Origin of the sequence: Geminicoccus sp. (genome assembly GCF_035556675.1) — a bacterium.
Classification (GTDB): Bacteria; Pseudomonadota; Alphaproteobacteria; order Geminicoccales; family Geminicoccaceae; genus Geminicoccus.
This window is the reverse complement of record NZ_DATMFZ010000222.1, coordinates 19117-42503: the sequence shown is the minus strand read 5'-3', so window position 1 is coordinate 42503 and position 23387 is coordinate 19117. Positions and strand designations below refer to the sequence as shown.

The following is a 23387-nucleotide window of genomic DNA, read 5'->3' as shown; positions in this document are numbered from 1 at the left end:
CCTGACCGCGCTCGATCACGCGAACGTTGCCGCCAGTCCAGGCCGGGTGCGACTTGGGATCGACGTCGAGCTGCATGCTGTCGCCAGCCTTGCCCCAGGTCGAGGAGGTCTCGAAGGTCGACCCATCCGTCATCACAACGGTGATGGGATGATAGTCGGGGTGGATGTCCTTCTTCACGACGCTTTCCTCAGATGCGGGCGGCCGCTATATATCCGCGGGCATCCGGGGACTCAAGGGGTCACGGCTCCCTTTCCTGCGCGCTTGCGACGGCTCGGCACGGATTGTTGGCGATATTGCAAGCTTTGCCGCATAGCATCGTGTCGGTTGCATTCATCGAGGACGGTTCATGAAAGGCGGGCAGCGCAGGTCCGGCCGCGTCGACAGCGGGCGCGCAGGCACGCGCGATCTCGGGCAGCTCCGGCGCCTCGCCACCTATCTGCGACCGCACCGGCCACTCGTGATCGGCACGCTGGTGGCGCTGACCGTGGCGGCGCTGGCGGTGCTGTCCATCGGTGCCGGACTGCGCCACATCGTGGATGGCGGCTTCGTCCAGGGTCGCCCGCGAGCCCTCGATCATGCCCTGGAAGCGGTGGGCCTGGTGATCCTGGTGCTGGCGCTTGCCACCTTCTTCCGCTCCTATCTCGTCACCCGGCTGGGCGAACGGCTGGTGGCCGACCTGCGCAAGGACGTGTTCGCCAGAGTGATCAGGCTGTCGCCGGCCTTCTTCGAGCGGGCCCGAACCGGCGAGGTGATCTCGCGGATCACCACCGATACCGCAGTGATCCAGACCCTGATCGGGGCATCCGTCACTCAGGCCCTGCGCAACCTGCTGCTGCTGGTGGGCGGCCTCGCCATTCTGCTGGTCACCAGCCCGCGGCTCACCGGCTTCGTCCTCCTGGTGGTCCCGCTGGTGGTCGTGCCGATCGTGCTGATCGGCCGCCGGGTGCGGGTCCTGTCCCGCGCCCTCCAGGACCAGGTCGCGGAGCTCGGCGTACGCGTGGAAGAGACGCTGAACGGCGTGCGCACCGTCCAGGGCTTCGGCCAGGAGGAGCGCGAGACAGAGCGATTTTCCGCCAGCGCCGAGGCGACCTACGGCATGGCGGTGCGCTATGCGCGCGCCCGCTCCACCCTGAGTGCCGTGGTGATCGCACTGGTGTTCGGTGCGATCGGCGTGGTGCTGTGGCTGGGCGGCTATGACGTGCTGGAGGGACGGATCACGCCTGGCGAGCTGTCGGCCTTCGTGTTCTATGCTGCCCTGGTGGCGAGTGCCGTGGGGGGGCTCGCCGACGTGATGGGCGACCTGCAGCGCGCTGCCGGGGCGACGGAGCGATTGTTCGAGCTGCTCGACACGCAGCCCGCAGTGACGGCACCGGCTAGCCCGCGACCGATCGCTGCCACCGGCGGGGCGGTGCGCTTCGAGCGGGTGGGCTTTGCCTATCCCTCGTTCCCCGACCGTCCGGTGCTCCGCGAGTTCGACCTGGACGTGGCGCCGGGCGAGCGGGTGGCCCTGGTGGGGCCGTCCGGGGCCGGCAAGAGCAGCGTGCTGCAGCTCCTCCTGCGCTTCTACGAGCCCGATGCCGGGCAAATCCTGGTCGACGGCGTGCCGCTCGCCGAACTGGACCCGGTGGCGCATCGCCGCCGGCTCGGCTGGGTGCCGCAGGAGCCGATGATCTTCTCCGGGACAGCACTGGACAATATCCGCTACGGCCGGCCCGAAGCCGGGCTTGCCGAGGTGCGCGCCGCAGCCGAGGCGGCCGCGGCGTTGGGCTTCATCGAGGCTCTGCCGCAGGGCTTCGACACCCATCTGGGCGAGAAGGGCGTGCGGCTGTCCGGCGGCCAGCGCCAGCGGATCGCGATCGCCCGGGCACTCCTGGCCGATCCCCGCATCCTGCTCCTGGACGAGGCCACCTCGGCGCTGGACGCGGAGAACGAACGGCTGGTCCAGCAGGCCCTGGAGCGGCTGATGCAGGGCCGCACCACCCTGGTGATCGCCCACCGCCTCGCCACCGTGCTGGCGGCCGACCGGATCGTGGTGATGGATGGCGGCCGGATCGTCGAGACCGGCAGGCACCAGGATCTGGTCGCCAATGATGGCCTGTACGGCCGCCTCGCGGCGCTGCAGTTCACCGATGCCGGTGCGGCGATGCGGGTCGCCTGAGCCGCAAGGGCAGGGGCGCCGGTCCTGTTGGCGCACCTCGGAGACTTGGTGCCGACAGGGCCGCCGACGCGGCATCGACGGCTGTCAGAGACGGCTCTGTCCAGCCCGGGAGCATCGCTTCAGGAGGGGGTCCCGCCACACAGGCCGGGGCGGAGACATTGCCTCCTACGAAAGGGGAGGGCGCGGTCCCCGTCCGCGCCCATGGCCGGGCGATCTCGGTCTTCATCGTCGCCAGGGGGGTCTCCAACTTGGCTCCTGGATGAGCACGGGCTGTCAAGCAGGTACCACGGCTCGGCCAGGATGCCGGATCAGGGCAAGCCGATCGACCTTCCTCCTGAGCGACCTGGGCAGCAGGACGATGCCGGCAGGCAAAGCTGTCGCGACGCTCCTGCCAGATCCTGGCGGCGCAGTTCGAACCTATCGCGGCAAGGTGTCGCTGTTCGCCCAGGCTGCGGCGCTCCCCGCTGGGCGGCAGCCACTTGTCCTGCCGATCGTGCGGCAGCATCCGCCGGGGTGGGCGTAGCGGCACCAGACCGTACGACCACCCATGGATCCGGCTGCCCGTTCAGCGCGAGGACAGGGTGATCTCGATCCGACGGTTCTGGGCGCGGGCCTCGGCATCGTTGCCGGGCACGGCCGGGCGGGACGAGCCGAAGCCGGCCGGGACGATCCGCTCGGGCGGCAGGCCGGCCTCGATCAGGTAGGCGGCGACAGCACCCGCCCGCGCGGTCGACAGCTGGAGATTGTCGCGCCAGGCGCTGCCGGCGCGCAGCGGCACGTCGTCGGTGTGGCCGTCGATGCGCAGGAGCCAGGACGCCATCGGCGGCAGCTCGTCGATCACCTTGCGCATCCGCATTGCGAAGTCGCGCAGGGCGTCCTTGCCGCCCTGGCTGAGCTCGGCACTGCCGGATTCGAACAGCACGCCCGCCGGCAGCTGGATCCGTCCGTCCCGCAGCAGATTCTGATCGTCCACCCCGGAGATGCTCGACAGCACGAGCCCGCGGGCGGCCTGGTCGGCCTGCTCATGCTGGCGGATGCCCTGCTCCAGCTCTTTGGCACTCGGCACGGCCTGGGCGAGGCTGCTGGCGATCTGGGTCTGGATCAATGCCATCGCCTCGCTGCCGCGGGCATCCCGCTCCAGGGCCTGCACTTGGTCGGAGAGCTCGGCCAGCTGTTCCTGCAGCCGGTCGCGCTCGGCCTGCAGCGCCGCCTGCCTGTCCGCCTCGGCGGCCAGTGCGTCCTGCGTTTCCCGGGCCTCCGCCCGGCTGGCCTCCAGATCCTGCTCCAGCCCGGCCGAGCGGACGCGCTGCTGCTCCAGCTCCGTGCGCAACGCATTCTGCGCGCCTTCCAGCGCCTCGATCCGCTCACGGGCCTGGGTCAGCTCCGCTTCCAGCGCACGGGCGTGTTCGCTGGCCTGGCCGAGTTCGGTCAGGCGGGCATCGGCCGCCGCCAGGCGCGCCTCCAGCTCGCCGCGGGTCTGCTTCAGCCCTTCGAGCTGCACCCGCGCGCCGTCCAGCTCGTCCTGCGCCCGCTCGGCCGCCTCGAGCCGGGCCGCCTGGGCGGCGGCCTGCTCCTGCGCGTCCCGCAGCCGGGCTTCCAGCGCCATTTCCCGGTCGGTCGCCTCGTCGAGCTGGCGCTGCATGTCGCTGCGGATCCCCTGCAGCGCCGTGACCTCCTGGCGGGCAGCCTCCAGCGCCGCCTCCGCCTCGCCGGCCCGCGCGGCCGCCTGCTCCAGCTCCTCCACCCGCGCCGTGCCCGCCCGGACCTGCTCCTGCAGATCCGCCTGCTGCCGCTCCAGCTCTTCCAGCCGGCTGCGCGCCTCTTCGAGTGCCGCCCGGTCGGCAGCCGCAGCCTCCGCCGCCCCTTCCAGCTCGACGATGCGGGTATTGCCGGCGTCGAGCCGGGACTGCAGTTCGGCTGCCTGCGTGCCCAGCAGGGCGACGGCCCCACGCGCCTCTTCCAGCGCCTTCTCCGAGTTGGCCGCGGCCACGGCGGCCATCTCCAGCTCGCCGACCCGCCGGCGCAGCTCCTCCGCCTCACTCCGGACGGAGGCGAGCTCCGCCTCGGCCTGCTGGTTGGCTTGGCCCGTCTGCTCCAGCTCGGCAACCCTGGCCCTTGCGGCATCCAGCTCGGCCTGCAGATCGGCCGCCTGGGTGCCCAGTAGAGCAACGGCCCCGCGCGCCTCTTCCAGCGCCGTTTCGGTGTTGGCCGCGGCCACGGCGGCCATCTCCAGCTCACCGACCCGCCGGCGCAGTTCCTCTGCCTCGCTCCGGGCGGAGGCAAGTTCCGCTTCGGCCTGCTGGCTGGCTTGGCCCGCCTGCTCCAGCTCGGCGATCCTGGCCCTGCTGGCGTTCAGTTCGGCCTGGAGATCGGCCGTCTGGCTGCCCAGCAGGCCGACCGCACCCCGCGCCTCGTTCAGCGCCTGTTCGGTGCCGGCACCCGCCACGGCGGCCATTTCCAGTTCGCTCAGCCGCGTGTTCGCCTGGTCCAGCCGGCCCTGCAGCTCGGCCACCTGCTGACCGAGCCCCGCCGCTTCCGCCCTGGCCTCTGCCAGTTCCTCCGCCCGCGACCGGGCCTCGCCGCCGGCCTTCTCCACCTCCTGCCGCAACCGGGCGATCTCCGCCTGCGCCTCGTCCAGCGCCGCCTGCTGCCGGCCGGCCGCGGCGGTCGCCGAATCCTCCAGGGCGAAGCCCTGATCCTGCGCCGAATCGAGCTGCTGCTGCAGCCCCGCCCGGATCTGCTCCAGCGCCTTGATCTCGGTCGCGGACGCGGTCAGCCGCTCCTCGGAAGCTGCCAGCTGCTGGCGCAGCCGGTCGACCTCGGCTGCGGCACTCCTGGCCTCGTCCCGCTCCCTGGCCGCCTGGTCGCGCGCCGTGGTGAGTTCCGCCACGCTCGCCGCCGAGCGATCGGCCTCGGCCCGCCCCTGCTCGACCTGGCTGGAGAGCTCGGCCACCTGCCGGTCCAGCTCGGCCACGCGCTGCCCGGAGGCCTCGAGTTCCTGGCTGGCCTGGTCCAACCGGGCGGCCAGCTCGTCCCGTTCCGCGGTGAGATCGCGCAACTGCGCGTTCACGGCCTCGAGCTTGCCGGCCAGCTCGCCGAGCTTGCCGGCGGCCGAGGAATTGGCGGCATCCACCGCGGCCCGGGCCTCGTCGCGCTCGGTGCCGACCTGGTCCAGCGACTGCTGGAGCTCGGCCAGCCGCACGCCGGTCTTGGCGAGCTGCGCTTCCAGACCGGCCTTGGCCTGCTGCTCGGCGTTCAGCGACTGGGTGAGGGACACTACGGATTCGCGCGCGGCATCCACCTCGACGCGGCCATAGCCCCAGTAGCCCAGCGCCACCAGCACGGGCACCGCGACCAGGGCGGAGGTGCGCAGGAGCTTCTTGCGCTCCCAGCCCGCGAAGCTGCGCTCGAGATCGGCAAGGCGGCGTTCCTGAGTCATCTCGTCTTGTCTCGTGTCGGCGGCCGGGCGGTCGATCAGCCGTGGGTCTTGCGGATGAGGTCGGCCAGCCGGTCGATGTCGGCCGGCGTGGTGTCCGGTGCGGCCGCGAGGGCGCGCCAGGCACCGCGCAGCCGTTCCAGCCCCTGCCAGCGATCGCGGCGTTCCAACAGCTCGGCCAGGGGGAACACGGAAGTGGCGGCGATGAACAGGCCGAGCCAGAAGGTGCCCGAGCGCCAGCCCACGGCCGCGGTGAGGCCCCAGCCCGCGATCGCCAGCCCGACCAGCGCCAGCACGACCGTGCATTTCGCCCAGAACGCCTGGGAGTCCCGGTGGCGCTCGATCATGCCGACGAAGTCCGGCTCCCGTTCCACGGCCGGAACCGTTCCTGAAGTTGCTGCCATCGTTCGTGCGTTTCCCCCGCTGCCGGTCGGCAGGTGTCCCCATCGGCGCGCACCGTTTCGGACATGGCGTGACCAGCACCCCTAATTCTGCCGGATCCGGCGTGCGGCGCAAGCCGATCCGGGCAGGGGTCAGAAATTGGTGAGCTGCAGCTCGATGCGGCGGTTGCGCTGGTAGGCTTCCTCGGTGTCGGCCGGGTCCAGGGGGCGGAACTCGGCGAAGCCCGCCGCCGCGACCCGCCCGGGCGGCAGGCCGTTCTCCACCAGGAACCGGGCGACGTTGATCGCCCGCGCGGTCGACAGCTCCCAGTTGGACGGGAAGGCCGGCGTGCTGATCGGCCGCTTGTCGGTATGGCCGTCGACCCGGAGGATCCAGGGCAGGTCGTCCGGGATCTCCGCGATCAGGCCCTGCAGCGTCCGGGCGAACTCGGCCAGCCGCTCCTCGCCCGCCGGCTTGAGCGTGGCGCTGCCGCTGTCGAACAGCACCTCGGACTGGAACACGAACCGGTCGCCCACGACCTGCACGCCCGGCCGCTCGCCCAGGATCCCGCGCAGCCGGCCGAAGAAATCGGAGCGGTACTGGGACAGCTCGACCACCTTGTCGGCGAGCGCCAGGTTCAGCTTGCGGCCCAGGTCCTCGATCGAGCTGGCCTGGCGGTCGATCTCCTGCTGCTTGACCTCCAGCGCCTCGCCGAGCTGGGCCAGCTGGGTGCCGAGCTCGTTGATCTGCCGGTTGAGCAGCGCCACCTGGGCCAGCGCCTCGTCGCGCGAAGTCGAGACCTCCCCCTTCTCGGCCTGGAGCTGGTCGCGCTGGGCCTGGAGTGCCGCGATCTGCTGCTGCAGCTCGGCGAGCTGGCCGACCTGTGCCTCCACCGTCTGGCGGTCCACGGTGACCTGACGGCGCGCCTCGGCCAGCGCCTGCTCCAGCTCGGCCCGGGTGCGGACCTGCTGCTCCAGCGTGGCCTGGCTGTCTTCCAGGTTGCGGGTAAGCGTCGCGGTCTGGGCCAGCACGCTGGCGAGCCGGTCGTTGAGCGAGCTGGCGGTCTCCTCGCTGGTCCGCAGCCGGCCCTGCAGCTCGTCGCGCTCGGCGGTCAAATTCTGCAGCGTGCCGTCCAGGCGGCGCAGGTTGCGGCGCAGCTCGGCGGCCTCGTCCTCGGAGAGCTGCAGGCGGCTGGCCATGTCCTGCACCTGGGTCTGCAGCCGGTCCATCTGCTCGGTCCGGCCGGCGAGCAGCCGGCTCATGAAGAACTGGCCCAGCACGAACACCACCAGGAGAAAGGTGATGCCCATGAGCAGCGTCGAGAGCGCGTCGACGAAGCCCGGCCAGATGTCGTCCGGTTCGCCGCGCTCGCGGCGGGAGCGTGCCACGGCCGGTCAGTCCCTGGCCATGTCGGGCTCGCCGGCCGCCACCGCGATCACCCGGCTCACCATCTTGATCTCGTTGCGCAGCTCGCGCGTGGTGTCCTCGCGGCCGCGGCGCAGCTCGTCGATCAGCCGGGCGAGCTGCAGGTCGAGGTTGCGGACATGGCTGCGGGTCTGCTCGTCGAGCGGCGAGCGGTTCGGGTCGTTCAGCCGGGCAAACGTGTGCACCAGGCTTTCCTGGGCCTCGAACAGCTTGACCAGCATGCGCTGCTGGCCGGCCAGATGGTCGTTCAGGGCACCCAGCTGCTCGCCCAGCCCGTTGATCCCGTGCGCCAGCTTGCTGCGGTCTTCCTCGCTATGGGTCAGCACCCGCTGCATCTGCTCCAGGTTCTCCGCGGTCTGCTGCAGGAGTGCCTGGACATAGGCGGGGATGGGTGCCGAGGCGGCGAGGTCGCTCAAGCGCGAGCCCGAGGAGACCGGCGCGTCCGCGCCGAACAGCTGCGCCTGGGTGGACAGCCATTCCTCCAGCTCGTTGTAGAAGACGTGCTGGGCACGGGTCGCCTGCAGGTCGATGAAGCGCAGCACCAGCGAGCCGGCCAGGCCGAACAGGGAGGCGGAGAACGCCGTGCCCATGCCGTTCAGCGGTGCGGTGAGGCCGGCCTTCAGGTTCTCGAAGATCTGGACCAGGTCGCCGGTGCCGATCGACAGACCGCCGATCACCTCGCCGATCGAGCCCATGGTGAGGATCAGGCCCCAGAACGTGCCGAGCAACCCTAAGAAGATCGGCAGGCCCGCCAGGTAGCGCGAGATGTCGCGGCTCTCCTCCAGGCGGTTGTCGATGCTGTCCAGGAGGTAGCGCATCGACACGGCCGAGAGGGTCGAGCGGTTCTTCTTGCTGCTCTGCGCCAGCACGGTAGCGAGCGGCGAGAGCAGGCTGGGCGGGTCCTGCACCGAGAAGCCGGGCGCTGCGGTCCGGTATGCCTCCAGCCACTCGATCTCCGGGCGGAGCTGCAGGATCCGGCGGAAGGTGTAGGCGATGCCGGTCAGCACCACGAGCAGGATCAGGCCGTTGATCACCAGGTTGTGGGCGAACGCGTCGATCACCACGCGGTACAGCAGCCCGACGACGATCACGACGACGATCAGGAACAGGATCGTCCGGGTCAGGTAGCGTTGCGGCGTGGACATCGGCGGGATCGGGCTCGTGCGACGTTCGGAACCGGCGAAACCCTACCCCAGCGCGACTGGAGCGACACGCCGAAATCCGCTGAGCCGGGGGATGCGGCGCGGCTTCGCCTGCGGGTTGTGGGCGATCGGGCACGTTTCGCCCCATGATCGGCCGCCCATCGGGCTGGTGGTCGGGCAGCCTAGCGGTCGGCGCGCACCAGCACGTTCTGGCCAGGGGCGGGATCCAGCACCGGGAGCGGGCCCTGCTCCGGATCGCGCGCCGGCACCTCGTCGCCGTCGAAGTCCTTCAGCCAGGCGCGCCAGTGGGGCCACCAGGAACCCGGATGCTCGGTGCTGCCGGCCAGCCACGCCTCCGGATCGTCGGTGTCGGGGCCGTCCGTGCGATAGCCGTACTTGGTCGATCCGGCCGGGTTGATCACCCCGGCGATGTGGCCGGAGCCGCCCAGCACGAACCGGACCGGGCCACCGAAGCGCCGGCTGCCGGCATAGGTGCTCTTCCAGGGCGCGATATGGTCCTCCTGCGTGCTCAGGAAGAACACGGGCAGCCCGATCCGGCCGAGATCCAGTGGCGTGCCCAGCAGGGTGATGCCGCCCGGCTCCACCAGCCGGTTCTCCAGATACATCTCGCGCAGGTAGAAGGCGTGCATCTTCATCGGCATGCGCGTGCCGTCGGCGTTCCAGTGCAGCAGGTCGAACGGGGCCGGTTCCTTGCCCATCAGGTAGTTGTTGATGGCGAACGCCCAGATCAGGTCGTTGGCCCGGAGCATGGCGAACACCTTGGCCATGTAGCCGGCTTCCAGGAAGCCGGTGCGCTCCATGTGCTGCTCGAGCTTGGCGATCTGGGGCGCGTCGATGAAGACGCTGACCTCGCCCGGATCGGAGAAGTCGGTGAGGCAGGTGAACAGCGTAGCCGAGGCGATCCGCTCCGCCTGGCCGGACGCGGCCAGATGGGCCAGGAGGCAGGCCGTGAGCGTGCCGCCCAGGCAGTAGCCGATGATGTTGATCGTCCTCTCACCGGTCTGCCGCTCGATCGCCGCCATCGCGGCCAGCGGTCCCTCGCGCAGATAGTCCTCGAAGGTCTTGGCGGCGAGCCTGGCATCCGGGTTCACCCAGGAGATCAGGAACACGGTCAGGCCCTGGCCGGTCGCCCAGCGGATGAAGCTGTTGTCCGGCCGAAGATCCAGGATGTAGAACTTGTTGATCCAGGGCGGCACGATCAGGAGCGGTCGCCGGGCGACGGTGGGCGTGGTCGGCGCATACTGGATCAGCTCGATCAGCTCGTTGCGGAAGATCACGCTGCCCTTGCTGGTGGCGATGTCCCGGCCCAGCCGGAACGCGTCGCGCGGCGCCATGGCCGGAGCGAACTCGCCCTGGGAGCGTTCCATGTCCGCCAGCAGGTGCTCCAGCCCGTCCAGCAGGCTCTCGCCGCCGGTCTCGGCGGCCCGTGCCAGGACCGCCGGATTGGTGAAGGCGAAGTTGGTGGGTGCGCAGGCGTCGATCAGCTGGCGGGTGTAGAACTCGATCCTGGCGCGGCTGGCCGGTGCCAGGCCCGGAGCCTCGGCCACCATGTCCCGCAGCCAGGCGGCATTCACGAGATAGGACTGCTTCAGCCAGTCATAGACGGGTGCTTCCGTCCACACCTGGTCCCTGAAGCGCCGGTCGCCCGGTGCCGGTGCGGCCACGACCGGTGCTTCACCGCCCAGGAGCCTGAGCAGCTGGGCATTCCACAGGCGGCCATGATCCAGCCAGAGCCGCAGCTGTGCCTGCGCCAGCCGCTCGGGATCCTGGAGCAGTGCCCGGCCGAGTTCGGCGAAGGCGTCGCCGACCACTTCCGGGTCGGGCACCGACAGCCGATCGGCGGCATGACGCTCCAGCATGGCCTTCACGACCCGGGCGGCGCGTTCGGCCAGCCCAGCGGCGCGGCTGCCACGCTGTCCCAGCACGCCGTCTGGGGCTTCTCCCGGTACTGGTCCTGGCGAAACGTCCAAGCCGGTTCTCCTTGCGGCGTGCTGGTGATGTTGGCGCCGTCTGAGCCGATTGAAAGGCCGATGCTTGCCGGAACGGATCGGGCAAAGGAAAGGGCCGCCGGCTGCCCGGCGGCCCTCCTGTACGAGCGGAGTCGGTCAGTGCCGGCTCAGTGCACCGCCTCGCCGTGCAGGGCCAGGTCCAGCCCCTCGCGCTCCACCTCCTTGTCCACCCGCAGGCCGATCACCAGGTCGATCAGCTTCAGGATCACGAAGGTCAGGACCGCGCAGTAGACGACGGTGATCAGCACGCTCTTGATCTGGATCCAGAGCTGCGCACCGTTGCCCTCAAGCAGGCCGGGCGTGCCCCCGATCGCTTCGACCGCGAACACGCCGGTCAGGACCGCGCCGACGATGCCGCCCACGCCATGGACGCCGAAGCAGTCCAGGCTGTCGTCATAACCCAGCATGTGCTTCAGGCTGGTCGCTGCCCAGAAGCACACCGCACCCGCGACAAGCCCGATGATCAGGGCGCCGCCGGGGCCGACGAAGCCCGCGGCCGGCGTGATGGCGACCAGGCCGCCGACCACTCCGGAAATCAGGCCCAGCACCGACGGCTTGCCCTTGGCACCCCACTCGATGAACATCCAGGACAGGCCGGCGGCGGCCGGGGCGATCAGGGTCACCAGCATCGCCATGCCGGCCCGGCCGTTGGCTGCCGCCGCGGAGCCGGCATTGAAGCCGAACCAGCCGACCCACAGCAGGCCGGCGCCGATGACGCTCAGCACCAGATTGTGCGGCGGGAGCGGCGTGTTCGGATAGCCCATGCGCTTGCCGATCACGATGGCCGAGACCAGGCCCGCGATGCCGGCGTTGATGTGGACCACCGTGCCGCCGGCGAAGTCGAGCACGCCGTCACCGGCCATGTAGCCATTGCCCGCCCAGACCATGTGGCAGATCGGGGCATAGACGATGAGCGCCCACAGGCCGAAGAACCAGAGCATCGCCGAGAACTTCATCCGGTCCGCGAACGAGCCGGCGATCAGGGCAGCCGTGATGATGAAGAACGTCATCTGGAAGGAGATGAACACCGATTCCGGGATGCTGCCCGCGGGCGTGTCCAGCTCGACTCCGGCGAGAAAGGCCCGCGACAGGTCGCCGAAGAACGCGTTGCCCTCGCCGAACGCGATGGAGTAGCCCGCGACCATCCAGATCACGCCGAGCAGGCAGGTGGTGGCGAAGGTCTGCATCACCGTGGCCAGTACGTTCATCTGGCGGACCATGCCGCCATAGAACAGGGCGACGCCCGGGATGACCATCAGCAGCACGAGTGCGGTCGAAATCAGCATCCAGGCCGTGTCGCCGCTGTCGATCGGCGAGACCTCGACCGCTTCCGCGACCGCTTCGGCTGCCGGCGCGGCTTCCTGGGCGAGCGCCGGCACGCTCGCCAGGAGGATCGCCGGCAGAATGGTGAGCAAGGCAGATCGGCGACTCATCGATGATCCTCTATCGAGACGCCGCCCGACCGTTGGACCGGAAGGAGCGGCGTATCCTCGTTCTCGTGTTCCAGGCCGGGATGCGGAAAACGTCGCATCCTCGCCCGAGCCAGGGAGGATCTTTCAAGAACCGTGCCGAAGCCGGCCGGCGTGGCACAGGAAATGATCAGGGGGTCAGCGACTGCCCAGGATATGGGCAGAAACAGTCGGATGGCCTGGCCTCTGCTCAAAAAGCGAGCATCGGCTCACGCCACCGTCATGATCACGGCGAGCATCACCAGGCCGATCGCGATCCGGTACCAGCCGAAGATCCGGAAGGTGTTGCGCGCCAGGAAGGCCAGCAGCGCCTTGACCACCAGCACCGCGCTGATGAAGGCGCACACGAAGCCGACCAGGATCAGCCCGGCATCGTCGAAGGTGATGACGTCGCGCTGCTTCCACAGGTCATAGGAGGCGGCGGCCAGCATGGTAGGCATGGCCAGGAAGAAGCTGAACTCGGCGGCCGCCCGCCGATCCACCCCCATCACCAGCGCACCCATGATCGTGGCACCGGAGCGCGACACGCCCGGGATCATCGCCAGCGCCTGGCAGAACCCGATCAGCAGGGCGCGCAAGGGCGTCATGGCCTCCGCGCGGTGGATCTCCGCCGGTGGGTGGAAGCGCTCGATCACGAGGATCAGGATGCCGCCCAGGATCAGGTTGATCGGCACGATGATCACATGGGCGAACAGGCTCTTGATCGGGCCATGCAGGGCCAGGCCGACGAGCGCCGCCGGCAGGAAGCCCAGGGCGATCGCCAGGATGAATCGTCGGGCCGCGGGGGAATGCGGTGCATCGCGCAGGACGGCCCACAGTCGGGTCACATAGAGGCTGAGCACCGCCAGGATCGCGCCGAACTGGATCGGGACCACGAACAGGTCGACGAACCGCTCGTCCACGCCCATCAACCAGCCGGCGAGCAACAGGTGACCGGTCGAGGATACGGGCAGGAACTCGGTGAGACCTTCGACCAGGCCCAAGAGCGCGGCCTGAAGCAGCGAGAGATCGCTTTCCATCATCAACCTGTCGTGTGGATTGCCGGAAGTCGCCCGGTCACCGCCGGCGCAGGTGGAAAAGCACCGGTGCACGGCCATCGCGCAAGGGGCTGTCCATCACCAGCGACGATCGGCTACGCTGTGCCGGACGGGGTTCATGCGGACCCGTCCGGCCGCCAGGGCGGCAGGTTGGACGGGTGCTGGGGAGAAGGTCTTGGGTCTGAGTGCCTGGAAGGTCATGCTGGTGATGGGCGTGGTGGCGCTCCTGTTCCTGCCGCGCCTCATCCGCATGGGTGATATGGTCAAGGGGCTGGCGCGGCGGCTCGATCCGGAGGCCCGCGAGGCTGGTGGCAGCCGCTTCGGCGTGGATGACGGCATGGTGATCGATGGCGACACCGGGTTCGTCGTGCCGAAGGCGCCACCGCCGCCGCCGAAGCCCTCGCTGGCCGAGCGGATCGGCATGATGCTGGGCCGGCTGACCCGGCGGATCACTCAGCGCCTCTCGGCCTGACGATCCGGGGTGCCGCTCCGGCTGCCGGGCAGCTTCAGGTCGAACGGCGTGGCCGGGTCGAAGCCCAGCATGCCGCGCAGGTCGAGCAGGCGGGGCGGCCGCTTGGTCACGAACGGCAGGGGCCGCAGCAGCCGGATCGCCTGCAGGCCCAGCCTGCCGGCGAGCAGGGCATTGCCCGCACCCTGGCCGGCCTTGGCCGACAGGATGCTCATGAACGACGCGCCGAGATGCTCGGTGGTGGCATGGGTCAGTACGTCCGCCGCTCCGGCCAGTGCCGCGTTGCGGAAGCTCAGCCGCAACAGGCGCAGCACGGTGAGCCGGCCCGGCGGCACGCCGTAGAGGCCGGCCAGCCGCTGCAGCATCGCGAACGTCCGGGTGAGCACCACCAGCGCGTCGAGCAGGCCGGTGGGCGTGACCGCGGTGAGCACCGCGATGTCCCGGGCACCCATGCCGACGATGCGCACGGCCTGCTCGTCGAGCTCGTTCAGCACCATCCGCTCGTAGAGCTCGATGCGCTCGCCGTCCGCCAGGGCGTCGGAGGCCTGCCGCTCGTAGCGCGCCAGCGCCTGCGGCACGCCTGGAACCGGCCGGATCAGCGCAGAGATTTCCTCCAGGCGCCTGGCCGCACTGCCATGCAGCTCGGAGCCCGCCAGCCGCTCGATCTCGGCGCGGATCTCGGCGCGCTGGTCCAGGGACCGCCAGCGCTGCATCCCCCGCCAGGCGAGCACGCTGCCGCTGCACACGGCGACGATCGACAGGATGCCCAGCGGGCCGGCCAGCCAGGGGGAGGCGTCCATCAGGTCGCGCACCCACAGGACGAACTGGCCCACCAGTACCGTCACCACCAGCAGCGCCAGCGACAGCTTGAGCCAGAAGCCGATGCCGCGCCGGCGCCGCCCCACCGGCGGAGGCGCGATCAGCTCGGCGGTCTCCTCGGCGACCGGCAGCGAGGGATCCAGGCCCTCGCCGGTCGGGCGCATGCCAGGTGGCGGCTCGACCGCGCCGATCCGCGGATCGTCGGGACTGAGCTCGAACGGCCGGATCGGTTGCTGCGGACTCATGTCAGCCGATCCCCGACCGCCGCTTCCAGGAGCTGATCGAGCCGGATGTGGCTGGCCGCCCCGTTGCGGCCGCGCGGCAGGCGCCTCGGCGCGAAGTCGCGGAAGCGGAACCGGCCCGACGTCCAGTCATGGGGCTCGGGCAGGTCGGGAGGCAGCTCCCCTGGGAACAGCACGGTCTCCTGACCGGTCTCGACCAGCCGGCCCTTCAGGCAGGACAGGACCTGACCATGCAGTTCCGTGCGCACCACGTCGGTCGAGCGCAGGGCCGCCACGGCCAGCACCTCGTGGGGTGCCCCGGCAAAGCGGGTGTGGCGGGAGGAGGGGGCGATCATGATCTCCAGGAGCTGCTTCATCGCGGCATGCTGCGAGGGGGCGATATGGTCCGCCTTGGTGGCGGCGAACACCAGCCGGTCGATCTTCGGGGTCAGCCAGTTGGTCAGGATGCTGCCGCTGCCGTAGCGGAACGAGCGTACCACGGTCGCGAGCGATTCCTGCACATCCTCGAAATGGTCCGGCCCGCGATTTAGCGCGGTGAGCAGGTCGACCAGCACGATCTGCCGGTCGAAACGCGAGAAATTGTCCCGGTAGAACGGCTTGACCAGCTCGTCCCGGTAGCGCTCGAACCGGCGCTCGAACCGGGCGCCGATCGAATCATGGGGCAGGGGCGAGGCGGGGAGCGGCAGCGGGCAGAAGCTGATCAGCTCCTCGTCGGCGATCTTGCTGCGGTCGACGAACCGGCCCGGCTGGATGAAGGACAGGCCGAGCTCCTCCTGGCAGGCACGGAGATAGGTGCGGTAGGCCTCGGCCAGCCGGGCCTCCAGCGCCGGGTCGCCCGGTGCCTGCGGATCCACCTCCTTCAGAAGTTCCTGCCACGCAGCCGCCGCCGGCTGGCGGATCGGCCGCTCGGCCAGGGCCAGCGCGTGCGCCGAGAAGGTGCGGAAGTCGTGCTCCAGCAGGGGCAGGTCCAGGAGCCATTCGCCCGGGTAGTCGACGATCTCGATGAAGTGCCGGCGGGTCGGGTCGATCAGCCGGCCGAGCCGGTGCCCGGTGCGGTAGAGCATCTCGATGGCCAGCCCGCTCAGCCGGTCGGTCGGCTGCGGCCAGATTGGGGTCTCGCGCGCCAGCCCGGCCACCGCCTCCTCCAGCGGAAAGGGTGGCAGGTCGCGCAGCGGCACGAGCCTGGTCGCGTCCAGCCGGTTCTCGGCCACCACCGAAAGGAACGGCAGGCCGGACGGCTCCAGCAGGTGGTGGGCCAGGCAGGTGGTGAGCACGGTCTTGCCGCTGCGGCGCAGCCCGGTGATGGCGAGCCGGGTGCGGTCGCGCACCATGCCGGTGGCGAGGTCGGTCAGGCCGCGGCGCAGCCCGTCCAGCTCGTCGCCGATCGCGGTGAAGAGCGAGCTACCGAACCTCAAGGCAGCACCACCCAGCCATCCAGCACCATGCCTAAGAACAAGGCCAGGCCGACAAAGCGGTGGCGGCGGAAGGCGCGCAGGCAAGCCGCCGGGTCGTCGATCGGCACGGTTCTGGCCTCGTGGAGCAGATAGATGGCGATGAGCAGGAGGGTGCCCGCGAAGACCGGGCCCTTGCCCGCCAGCCAGCCCCCAGCCGCCCAGCCCAACAAGGTGGTGGCATAGAAGAGGAAAAGCCAGCCATGGGTCTGCGCGCCGAACAGGCGTGCGGTCGAACGGACCCCGATCAGCGCGTCGTCCGCCTTGTCCTGGTGGGCGTAGATCGTGTCGTAGCCGATCGTCCAGGCGATCGAGCCCGCATAGAGCAGCAGGATGGCCGGTGCCGGCGCACCCACCGCCACGCCACCCACCAGCACGCCCCAGTTGAAGGTGATGCCGAGAAAGGCCTGCGGCCACCAGGTGATCCGCTTCATGAACGGGTAGATCACCACGAAGGGCAGGGCCAGGACCGCCGTCAGCGCCGCCGGAGCCGGCAGGACCAGAAGGACGAGGCCGCCCACCAGGGTCTGCGCCGCCGTGAACAGCGCGGCCTGGCGCATGGACAGCGCACCCGACGCCAGCGGCCGGGCCCGGGTGCGTTCCACCCGGGCATCGAACTCCCGGTCGGCCATGTCGTTGACCGTGCAGCCCGCCCCGCGCATGGCGACGGCGCCGATGGCGAAGGCGGCCAGCAGGACCGGGTCGGGCAGGCCCGGCGCCAGCGCCAAGCCCATCCAGCAGGGCAGCAGCAGCAGCCAGGTCCCGATCGGCCGGTCCCAGCGGGCCAGGGTCGCATAGGGGCGGAGGAAGGCCGGCAACCGGTCGGTCCAGTGATGCTGGCGATCGGCGACGGAAGTGGACGGCAGGTTCGACATGCCGGCCTTTTAGCGGCACACAAGGCCCGCGCGAAGCCGCCCCTGCCGGCCGGGCCGGGGAAGGCGTCGCACAACCGAGCGAGATGGAGGAATCCGGCTTGAGCACGATCCGGCTGTTCGTGCCGGGCCCGCTGCGGACCGGGGTACAGATCGACCTGGACGAGGCGCGGGCGCATTATCTGGCCCGGGTGATGCGGCGTGCCGAGGGCGACCCGCTGGAACTGTTCGACGGGCGAAGCGGCGGCTTTGCCGGCAGGATCACGGGGCTGGGCAAGCGCAGTGCCACCGTCGCGGTGCTGGACAAGCTCCAGGACCTGCCGGAGCGGGCCGCGGCGCCGGTGCTGTTCCAGGCGATCATTCGCCGCCCCAGGCTCGAATGGCTGGTCGAGAAGGCCACGGAGCTGGACGTAGCGGCGATCGTGCCGGTGCGCAGCCAGCGGATCGCCCATCCGCTGGGTCGCGCCGAGCGCCTCCACGCGATCGCGGTCGAGGCCGCCGAGCAGAGCGGCCGGCTGGACGTGCCGGTGATCCACGGGGAAACACCGCTGGCGGCGATCGGGCCATTGCGCCGGCCGGGCCGGCCGCTGCTGGTGCTGGATCCACTGGCCGAGGCAGGGGCTCTGGACCTGCTGGGCAGGGATCCGGATGGTGCCGATCTGCTGATCGGGCCCGAGGGCGGGCTTGCTCCGGAGGACGATGCGGTGCTAGCCGGCCTTCCCGATGTCGTGCGGGGCCGGCTGGCACCCACGGTGCTGCGTGCGGAGACCGCGGCGCTGGCGGCCCTGGCGGCCAGCATCATGCTGCGCCGCCATGAGGCTCCGCCCAGCGTCGAATCTCTGCAAACGGACGAATAACCCTCGGAGAACCAAAAACTTGCGGCAATCTGTCACTCGCGGCCTGCTGGGGCTCGTCCATATGGTCGCTGCGAGCCGGGAGGTCGCGCATCTCCCGGGAAGGATGTCGTTCGTCCGGGGATCTGGCGTCCGGAGAGCCGGGGCTGCAAGTCGGGCGATGAGCGAGGCAAAGAAGGAAGCCGTGTCGATGCGATTGCGCGCGCTACCGGTGCTGGCGATGGCGGTGGTCATCCTGCTTGCCGGAGGGATGTTCGCTGCCTATGCGGCGCAGCCCGAGCCATGGCAGATGAACCTGCAGCCGGCCGCGTCGCCCGTGGACGACCGGATGCACGCGTTCCACAACCTGCTCCTGGTCGTGATCACCGCGATCACGATCTTCGTGCTGGCGCTGCTGGTCTATACGTGCTGGCGCTTCCGCGAGAGCAGCAACCCGACGCCGTCGCGTCGTTCGCACCACACGATCCTGGAGATCGTCTGGACCGCGGTGCCGGTGCTGATCCTGGTGATCATCGCGATCCCGTCGTTCCGCCTGCTCTACTATGTTGACGTGGTGCCCGAGAGCGAGATGACGCTGAAGGTGGTCGGCCACCAGTGGTACTGGTCGTACGAGTACCCGGACCATGACGGCATCAGCTTCGACGCCAACATGGTCCAGGAGGCGGACCTCAAGCCGGGCGACCTGCGGCTGCTCACCACCGACAATGTCGTGGTGCTGCCGGTGCAGACTGTCGTCCGGGTGCAGATCACCGCGGCGGACGTGCTCCATAGCTGGGGCGTCCCCTCGCTCGGCTGGACCACCGACGCGGTGCCCGGCCGGCTGAACGAGCGCTGGCTCAAGATCGAGGCGCCCGGGATGTATTACGGCCAGTGCAGGGAACTGTGCGGCGACCTGCACGCCTATATGCCGATCACGATCAAGGCGGTGACCAAGGAAGAGTTCGCCACCTGGGTCGAGGAGGCCAAGCAGCAATTCGCGCAGGCCGGTGGCGGGGCGGTGGTGGCGGATGCCGCCCAGGCCCTGGCTCCGCAGCGCTGACCGGCCGGAGAGACAGTCGATGGCGCACGAAGCCACTCACGCCCATGTGGATCCCGCCAGCCATCCCGTCGGCTGGCGGCGCTGGGTCTATTCCACCAACCACAAGGACATCGGCACGATGTACCTGTGGTTCGCGGGCTTTGCCGGCATTGTCGGCATGCTCATGTCCATGGTCATCCGCGCCGAATTGATGACGCCGGGCGACCAGATCCTGGGCGGTGACCACCATTTCTACAACATGATGCTGACCGGCCACGGTCTCGTCATGGTGTTCTTCTTCGTCATGCCGGCTTTGATCGGCGGCTTCGGCAACTGGATGATGCCGATCATGATCGGAGCGCCGGACATGGCGTTCCCGCGCATGAACAACATCAGCTTCTGGCTGCTGGTCCCGGCCTTCCTCCTGTTGTTCGCCTCCCTGTTCGTCGGCGGTGCCGGGACGGGCTGGACGGTCTATCCGCCGCTCTCCTCGCTGATCGGCCATCCGGGCATGGCAGTGGATTTTGCGATCTTCTCGCTGCACCTGGCTGGTGTGTCGTCGCTGCTGGGCGCGGTGAACTTCATCACCACCATCTTCAACATGCGTGCGCCGGGCATGACGCTGCACAAGATGCCGCTGTTCGCCTGGGGCATGCTGATCACGGCGTTCCTGCTGCTGCTGGCGGTCCCGGTGCTGGCCGGTGCCATCACCATGCTGCTGACCGACCGCAACTTCGGCACCTCGTTCTTCGATCCGGCCGGTGGCGGTGACCCGGTCCTGTACCAGCATCTGTTCTGGTTCTTCGGTCACCCCGAAGTCTACATCATGATCCTGCCGGCGTTCGGCATCATCAGCCACATCGTGTCGACCTTCTCGAGGAAGCCGATCTTCGGCTATCTCGGCATGGCCTACGCGATGGTCGCGATCGGCGTGATCGGCTTCGTCGTGTGGGCGCACCACATGTTCACCGTCGGCCTGGGCGTGAACGTGAAGGCCTATTTCACGGCGGCGACGATGATCATCGCGGTGCCGACCGGCATCAAGATCTTCTCCTGGATCGCGACGATGTGGGGCGGCTCGATCCGCTTCCCCACGCCGATGCTCTGGGCGATCGGCTTCATCTTCCTGTTCACCGTGGGTGGCGTGACTGGCGTGGTGCTGGCCAATGCCGGCATCGACGTCCAGCTGCACGACACCTACTACGTGGTGGCGCACTTCCACTACGTGCTGAGCCTGGGTGCGATGTTCGGGATCTTCGCCGGCTTCTACTACTGGGTCGGCAAGATGTCGGGCCGCCAGTACCCGGAGCACATGGGCAAGATCCACTTCTGGCTGACCTTCATCGGCGTCAACCTGACCTTCTTCCCCATGCACTTCCTGGGCCTGGCCGGCATGCCGCGCCGCATCCCGGACTATCCGGACGCGTTCGCCGGCTGGAACCTGATCTCCTCGATCGGCGCCTACATCGCCGCCGCGAGTGCGGTGTACTTCCTGTTCGTGCTCTACAAGACGTTCACGAGCGGGGAGAAGGCGGTGGACAATCCGTGGGGCGAGGGTGCCACGACCCTCGAATGGACGCTGAGCTCCCCGCCGCCGTTCCACACCTTCCACGACCTGCCTCAGGTCAAGTGATCGCAACGCCTTAGGAGCGCAATCGAATGGCGGTGAGCCTGCGGGCGACCGGGACGACGTCGGAGGAGGCCAGCGCCTCCTCCGCGCGTGACTACGTGACCCTGATGAAGCCGAACGTGATGCAGCTCGTGGTCTTCACGGGCGCGGTCGGCCTGTTCATGGCACCGGGCGGCCTGCACCCCCTGCTGGCCGCCATCACGCTGCTGGCGATCCTGGCCGGTGCGGGCGCTTCCGCCGCGATCAACAACTGGTACGACGCCGACATCGACGTGCGCATGGCGCGCACCCGCAACCGGCCGACCGCGAACGGGCGGATCGCGCCCGAGGATGCGCTGGGCTTCGGCGTGGTGCTCTCGATCCTCTCGGTGATGGTGCTGGGCCTGGCCACCAACTGGCTGGCCGCCGGGCTCCTGGCCTTCACCATCGGCTTCTACGTGTTCGTCTACACGATGTTCCTTAAGCGGCGCACGCCGCAGAACATCGTGATCGGCGGTGCCGCCGGTGCCCTGCCGCCGGTGGTGGCTTGGGCCGCGGTCACCGGATCGGTGGGCATCCTGCCGATCCTGATGTTCCTGATCGTGTTCCTGTGGACGCCGCCGCATTTCTGGGCGCTGGCCCTCTATCGCAGCGGCGACTACGCCAAGGTCGGCGTGCCGATGCTGCCGGTGGTGGCCGGTGCGGAGACCACCCGTAACCACATCTTCTGGTATACGGTGGTCCTGGGTGCGGTGACGCTGGCGCCGGTGCTGACCGGCCAGCTCGGCTGGATCTACGGCCTGCTCGCCGCCGGCCTGTCGGCCGAGTTCATCCGCCGTGCCTTCAACCTGCGGCAGACCCGCAGCGACGTGGCAGCCATGCGGCTGTTCCGGTTCTCGATCGTCTACCTGTTCGCCGTGTTCGTGGCGATGATCGTCGACCGGATCGTGCCGGCGGTGCTGCCGTGACCGGGACGATTCCGATGAAGCTGACGCCCGAGCAGGAACGCCGGCGCAGGACCAAGAACTACGTGGTGGCGGCCCTGCTGTTCGCCTTCGTGGTCCTGTTCTACTTCCTGACCATGGTCCGCATGTCCGCGAACGTGCCGACATGAGCGCCTCGAATACCCGCGTGGCCCTGGTCTGCGTCGCGGTGATCGGCGGCATGGTCGGCCTCACCGCGGCGTCCGTGCCGCTCTACGACTTGTTCTGCAAAGTCACCGGCTACGGCGGCACGACCCAGAAGGCCGAGACGGCACCGGTCGAGGCCAGCGATGTAGAGGTCACCGTCTATTTCAACGCCGACACCGCGGCGGACATGCCCTGGCAGTTCAAGCCGGCCCAGCGTTCGGTCAAGGTCCGGCTGGGCGAGGAAAAGCTGATCTTCTACACTGCGGAGAACCGGACCTCCCAGCCGATCGCCGGCACGGCCACGTTCAACGTGACGCCGTTCGCGACCGGCCCGTACTTCGCGAAGATCCAGTGCTTCTGCTTCGAGGAGCAGGTCCTGCAGCCCGGGCAGAGCGTCGACATGCCGGTTTCCTTCTACGTCGATCCGGCCATGCTGGAAGACGAGGAGGCGAAGGACATCCGGTCGATCACCCTGTCCTACACGTTCTTCAAGGACGCGGCGGAGACAAGTAAGCTTTCGACCAGGGCTGCCGAACCGGCCGAGGCGGGAACGCCGACGCCGCCGGCGGGCTAAGCCCTTGGGTCGGTCGTAGGTTCAACGAGGAAGGCGAGCATGGCGGCCAGCACGGACGTGGCGCATCACGGCCACGAGAAGCCAAATCATCCCTATCATCTGGTCGACCCCAGCCCGTGGCCGTTCATCGGCGCGTTCTCGGGGCTGCTGTTCGTCCTCGGCATGGTCGCCTGGATGCACAGCTGGACCGGCTGGCCGGTGCTCCTGGCCCTGGGCGTCCTGGCGATCCTCTACACCATGTATGGCTGGTGGCGGGACGTCATCAAGGAGTCGCGGCGCGGCGACCATAACGAGACGGTGAACTTCGGGCTGCGCCTCGGCATGGCGCTGTTCATCACCTCCGAGGTACTGTTCTTCTTCGCCTTCTTCTGGGCGTTCTTCTGGGGCGCGCTATACCCGCCGCAGTTGGTCCCGCAGAGCTGGCCGCCGGCGGGCATCCACCCGATTCCGGCGTTCGACATCCCCTTCCTCAACACGCTGATCCTGCTGCTGTCCGGCACCACGGTGACCTGGGCGCATCACTGCGTGCGCGAAGGCGACAACCGCACGGCCGCGAAGGCGCTCTGGCTGACGGTCCTGCTGGGCGCCATCTTCACGAGCTTCCAGGTCTACGAGTATTTCCATGCCGTCCATGAGGGCCTGACGATCAAGTCCGGCATCTTCGGCTCGACCTTCTACATGGCCACCGGCTTCCACGGCTTCCACGTGTTCGTCGGCACCATGTTCCTGCTGGTCTGCGCGGTCCGTGCCGCGGCCCTGCAGTTCGCGCCGGAGAAGCATGTCGGGCTGGAAGCGGCCGCCTGGTACTGGCACTTCGTCGACGTGGTGTGGCTGTTCCTGTTCGTCAGCGTCTATTGGTGGGGCGGCAACCTGTCTTGGGCGACGACCACCACCTGGTGAGCCATTCGGTTTCACCACTCAAGGCCGGGCTGCGTGGTCGCTGCCCGGCCTGCGGCGAGGGGGAGCTGTTCGACGGCTTCCTCTCGATCCGGCCCCGCTGCCTGGTTTGCGGGGCCGATCTGTCCGGCCAGGACAGCGGCGATGGACCGGTTGCCTTCATCGTCCTGCTGGTCGGCTGCATCGTGGTATTCGGCGCCCTGTTCGCCGAGCTCGCCTGGGCATGGCCGGTCTGGCTGCACATGCTGGTCTGGCTGCCGCTGACCGTTCTCCTGGTCCTGGCGATCATGCGCCCGGCCAAGGCCCTCCTGATCGCCCTGCAATATCGTCACCGTCGTGACGACTTCCAGCAGGGCAACTGAGACGTCGATCC

The 23387-nt window shown here is 69.2% G+C and carries 21 protein-coding genes; 10 read left to right on the top strand and 11 right to left on the bottom strand.

The features are described 5' to 3' along the window. On the bottom strand, window positions 1-178 hold a 178-nt coding region (gene rpmE, locus VNS22_RS15800), incomplete at its 3' end, for a 50S ribosomal protein L31 (RefSeq protein ID WP_325734049.1). Window positions 179-347: 169 nt separating this feature from the next. Between rpmE and VNS22_RS15795 the strand changes: the two genes are divergently transcribed. Beyond that, window positions 348-2159: an ABC transporter transmembrane domain-containing protein gene (locus VNS22_RS15795; RefSeq protein WP_325734047.1), complete on the top strand. Its 1812-nt coding sequence runs from the start codon at window positions 348-350 to the stop codon at window positions 2157-2159. 565 nt (window positions 2160-2724) lie between these two features. Here VNS22_RS15795 and VNS22_RS15790 read toward each other — a convergent pair. The 7 genes from VNS22_RS15790 to VNS22_RS15760 form a co-directional block, all read right to left on the bottom strand. Next, the gene (locus tag VNS22_RS15790; RefSeq protein ID WP_325734045.1) at window positions 2725-5598 is read right to left on the bottom strand and encodes an OmpA family protein; all 2874 of its coding nucleotides are present in this window, start codon (window positions 5596-5598) and stop codon (window positions 2725-2727) included. Between the two features lie 35 nt (window positions 5599-5633). Then, entirely contained in the window at window positions 5634-5969 is a 336-nt protein-coding gene (locus VNS22_RS15785; RefSeq protein WP_325734044.1) for a hypothetical protein, read from the bottom strand. Window positions 5970-6128: 159 nt separating this feature from the next. Further along, on the bottom strand, window positions 6129-7364 hold the full coding sequence (locus tag VNS22_RS15780) for a peptidoglycan -binding protein (RefSeq protein WP_325734042.1): 1236 nt from the start codon (window positions 7362-7364) through the stop codon (window positions 6129-6131). 6 nt (window positions 7365-7370) lie between these two features. Next, window positions 7371-8546, bottom strand: coding sequence for a flagellar motor protein MotA (locus VNS22_RS15775; RefSeq protein WP_325734040.1), 1176 nt, complete (start codon window positions 8544-8546; stop codon window positions 7371-7373). 179 nt (window positions 8547-8725) lie between these two features. After that, window positions 8726-10534, bottom strand: a complete 1809-nt coding sequence (gene phaC, locus VNS22_RS15770; RefSeq protein WP_325734038.1) for a class I poly(R)-hydroxyalkanoic acid synthase — start codon at window positions 10532-10534, stop codon at window positions 8726-8728. Window positions 10535-10680: 146 nt separating this feature from the next. Next, window positions 10681-12006 (bottom strand): ammonium transporter, encoded by a 1326-nt coding sequence (locus tag VNS22_RS15765; protein ID WP_325734036.1) that lies wholly within the window; start codon window positions 12004-12006, stop codon window positions 10681-10683. Between the two features lie 245 nt (window positions 12007-12251). Next, a complete protein-coding gene (locus tag VNS22_RS15760; RefSeq protein ID WP_414653369.1) occupies window positions 12252-13061 on the bottom strand; it encodes an undecaprenyl-diphosphate phosphatase in 810 nt (269 codons plus the stop codon). A gap of 193 nt (window positions 13062-13254) precedes the next feature. On the opposite strand from VNS22_RS15760, the gene VNS22_RS15755 reads away from it, so the two are divergent. Next, entirely contained in the window at window positions 13255-13551 is a 297-nt protein-coding gene (locus VNS22_RS15755; protein ID WP_325734032.1) for a hypothetical protein, read from the top strand. On the opposite strand, the gene VNS22_RS15750 is transcribed toward VNS22_RS15755, so the two are convergent. Genes VNS22_RS15750 through ubiA form a run of 3 tightly spaced genes read right to left on the bottom strand, consistent with a single transcriptional unit; the run spans window position 13533 to window position 16935 of the window. Further along, a complete protein-coding gene (locus tag VNS22_RS15750) occupies window positions 13533-14612 on the bottom strand; it encodes a TIGR01620 family protein (protein WP_325734030.1) in 1080 nt (359 codons plus the stop codon). The genes VNS22_RS15755 and VNS22_RS15750 overlap by 19 nt on opposite strands. After that, window positions 14609-16024: a YcjX family protein gene (locus VNS22_RS15745; protein WP_325734028.1), complete on the bottom strand. Its 1416-nt coding sequence runs from the start codon at window positions 16022-16024 to the stop codon at window positions 14609-14611. The genes VNS22_RS15750 and VNS22_RS15745 overlap by 4 nt, the downstream gene beginning before the upstream one ends. Continuing rightward, entirely contained in the window at window positions 16021-16935 is a 915-nt protein-coding gene (gene ubiA / locus VNS22_RS15740; protein ID WP_325734026.1) for a 4-hydroxybenzoate octaprenyltransferase, read from the bottom strand. Before ubiA ends, VNS22_RS15745 begins: the two co-directional genes overlap by 4 nt. A 98-nt stretch (window positions 16936-17033) precedes the next feature. On the opposite strand from ubiA, the gene VNS22_RS15735 reads away from it, so the two are divergent. The 8 genes from VNS22_RS15735 to VNS22_RS15700 all read left to right on the top strand — a co-directional run bounded on the left by VNS22_RS15735 (window position 17034) and on the right by VNS22_RS15700 (window position 23376). Then, on the top strand, window positions 17034-17789 hold the full coding sequence (locus tag VNS22_RS15735) for an RsmE family RNA methyltransferase (protein WP_325734024.1): 756 nt from the start codon (window positions 17034-17036) through the stop codon (window positions 17787-17789). A 157-nt stretch (window positions 17790-17946) separates the two neighbouring features. Further along, window positions 17947-18825 (top strand): cytochrome c oxidase subunit II, encoded by an 879-nt coding sequence (gene coxB, locus VNS22_RS15730; RefSeq protein WP_325734022.1) that lies wholly within the window; start codon window positions 17947-17949, stop codon window positions 18823-18825. Window positions 18826-18844: 19 nt separating this feature from the next. Beyond that, entirely contained in the window at window positions 18845-20437 is a 1593-nt protein-coding gene (ctaD, locus tag VNS22_RS15725; protein ID WP_325734020.1) for a cytochrome c oxidase subunit I, read from the top strand. 26 nt (window positions 20438-20463) lie between these two features. Next, entirely contained in the window at window positions 20464-21381 is a 918-nt protein-coding gene (locus VNS22_RS15720; protein WP_325734018.1) for a heme o synthase, read from the top strand. A 14-nt stretch (window positions 21382-21395) separates the two neighbouring features. After that, the gene (locus VNS22_RS15715; protein WP_325734017.1) at window positions 21396-21527 is read left to right on the top strand and encodes a hypothetical protein; all 132 of its coding nucleotides are present in this window, start codon (window positions 21396-21398) and stop codon (window positions 21525-21527) included. Beyond that, window positions 21524-22117 carry a cytochrome c oxidase assembly protein gene (locus VNS22_RS15710; protein ID WP_325734016.1) on the top strand — a complete coding sequence of 198 codons (594 nt, stop codon included), beginning with the start codon at window positions 21524-21526 and terminating at the stop codon, window positions 22115-22117. Before VNS22_RS15715 ends, VNS22_RS15710 begins: the two co-directional genes overlap by 4 nt. 39 nt (window positions 22118-22156) lie before the next feature. After that, a complete protein-coding gene (locus tag VNS22_RS15705) occupies window positions 22157-23017 on the top strand; it encodes a cytochrome c oxidase subunit 3 (RefSeq protein WP_325734014.1) in 861 nt (286 codons plus the stop codon). Continuing rightward, window positions 22993-23376 (top strand): DUF983 domain-containing protein, encoded by a 384-nt coding sequence (locus VNS22_RS15700; protein WP_325734012.1) that lies wholly within the window; start codon window positions 22993-22995, stop codon window positions 23374-23376. The genes VNS22_RS15705 and VNS22_RS15700 overlap by 25 nt, the downstream gene beginning before the upstream one ends. The last annotated feature ends 11 nt before the right edge of the window (window positions 23377-23387 follow it).

Coding starts and splice junctions, on each gene's coding strand:
- VNS22_RS15795 (WP_325734047.1), top strand. CDS start 348: ATGAAAGGCGGGCAGCGCAGGTCCGGCCGCGTCGACAGCGGGCGCGCA.
- VNS22_RS15790 (WP_325734045.1), bottom strand. CDS start 5,598: ATGACTCAGGAACGCCGCCTTGCCGATCTCGAGCGCAGCTTCGCGGGC.
- VNS22_RS15775 (WP_325734040.1), bottom strand. CDS start 8,546: ATGTCCACGCCGCAACGCTACCTGACCCGGACGATCCTGTTCCTGATC.
- VNS22_RS15765 (WP_325734036.1), bottom strand. CDS start 12,006: ATGAGTCGCCGATCTGCCTTGCTCACCATTCTGCCGGCGATCCTCCTG.
- VNS22_RS15760 (WP_414653369.1), bottom strand. CDS start 13,061: ATGGAAAGCGATCTCTCGCTGCTTCAGGCCGCGCTCTTGGGCCTGGTC.
- VNS22_RS15750 (WP_325734030.1), bottom strand. CDS start 14,612: ATGAGTCCGCAGCAACCGATCCGGCCGTTCGAGCTCAGTCCCGACGAT.
- ubiA (WP_325734026.1), bottom strand. CDS start 16,935: ATGTCGAACCTGCCGTCCACTTCCGTCGCCGATCGCCAGCATCACTGG.
- coxB (WP_325734022.1), top strand. CDS start 17,947: ATGAGCGAGGCAAAGAAGGAAGCCGTGTCGATGCGATTGCGCGCGCTA.
- ctaD (WP_325734020.1), top strand. CDS start 18,845: ATGGCGCACGAAGCCACTCACGCCCATGTGGATCCCGCCAGCCATCCC.
- VNS22_RS15720 (WP_325734018.1), top strand. CDS start 20,464: ATGGCGGTGAGCCTGCGGGCGACCGGGACGACGTCGGAGGAGGCCAGC.
- VNS22_RS15715 (WP_325734017.1), top strand. CDS start 21,396: ATGAAGCTGACGCCCGAGCAGGAACGCCGGCGCAGGACCAAGAACTAC.
- VNS22_RS15710 (WP_325734016.1), top strand. CDS start 21,524: ATGAGCGCCTCGAATACCCGCGTGGCCCTGGTCTGCGTCGCGGTGATC.
- VNS22_RS15705 (WP_325734014.1), top strand. CDS start 22,157: ATGGCGGCCAGCACGGACGTGGCGCATCACGGCCACGAGAAGCCAAAT.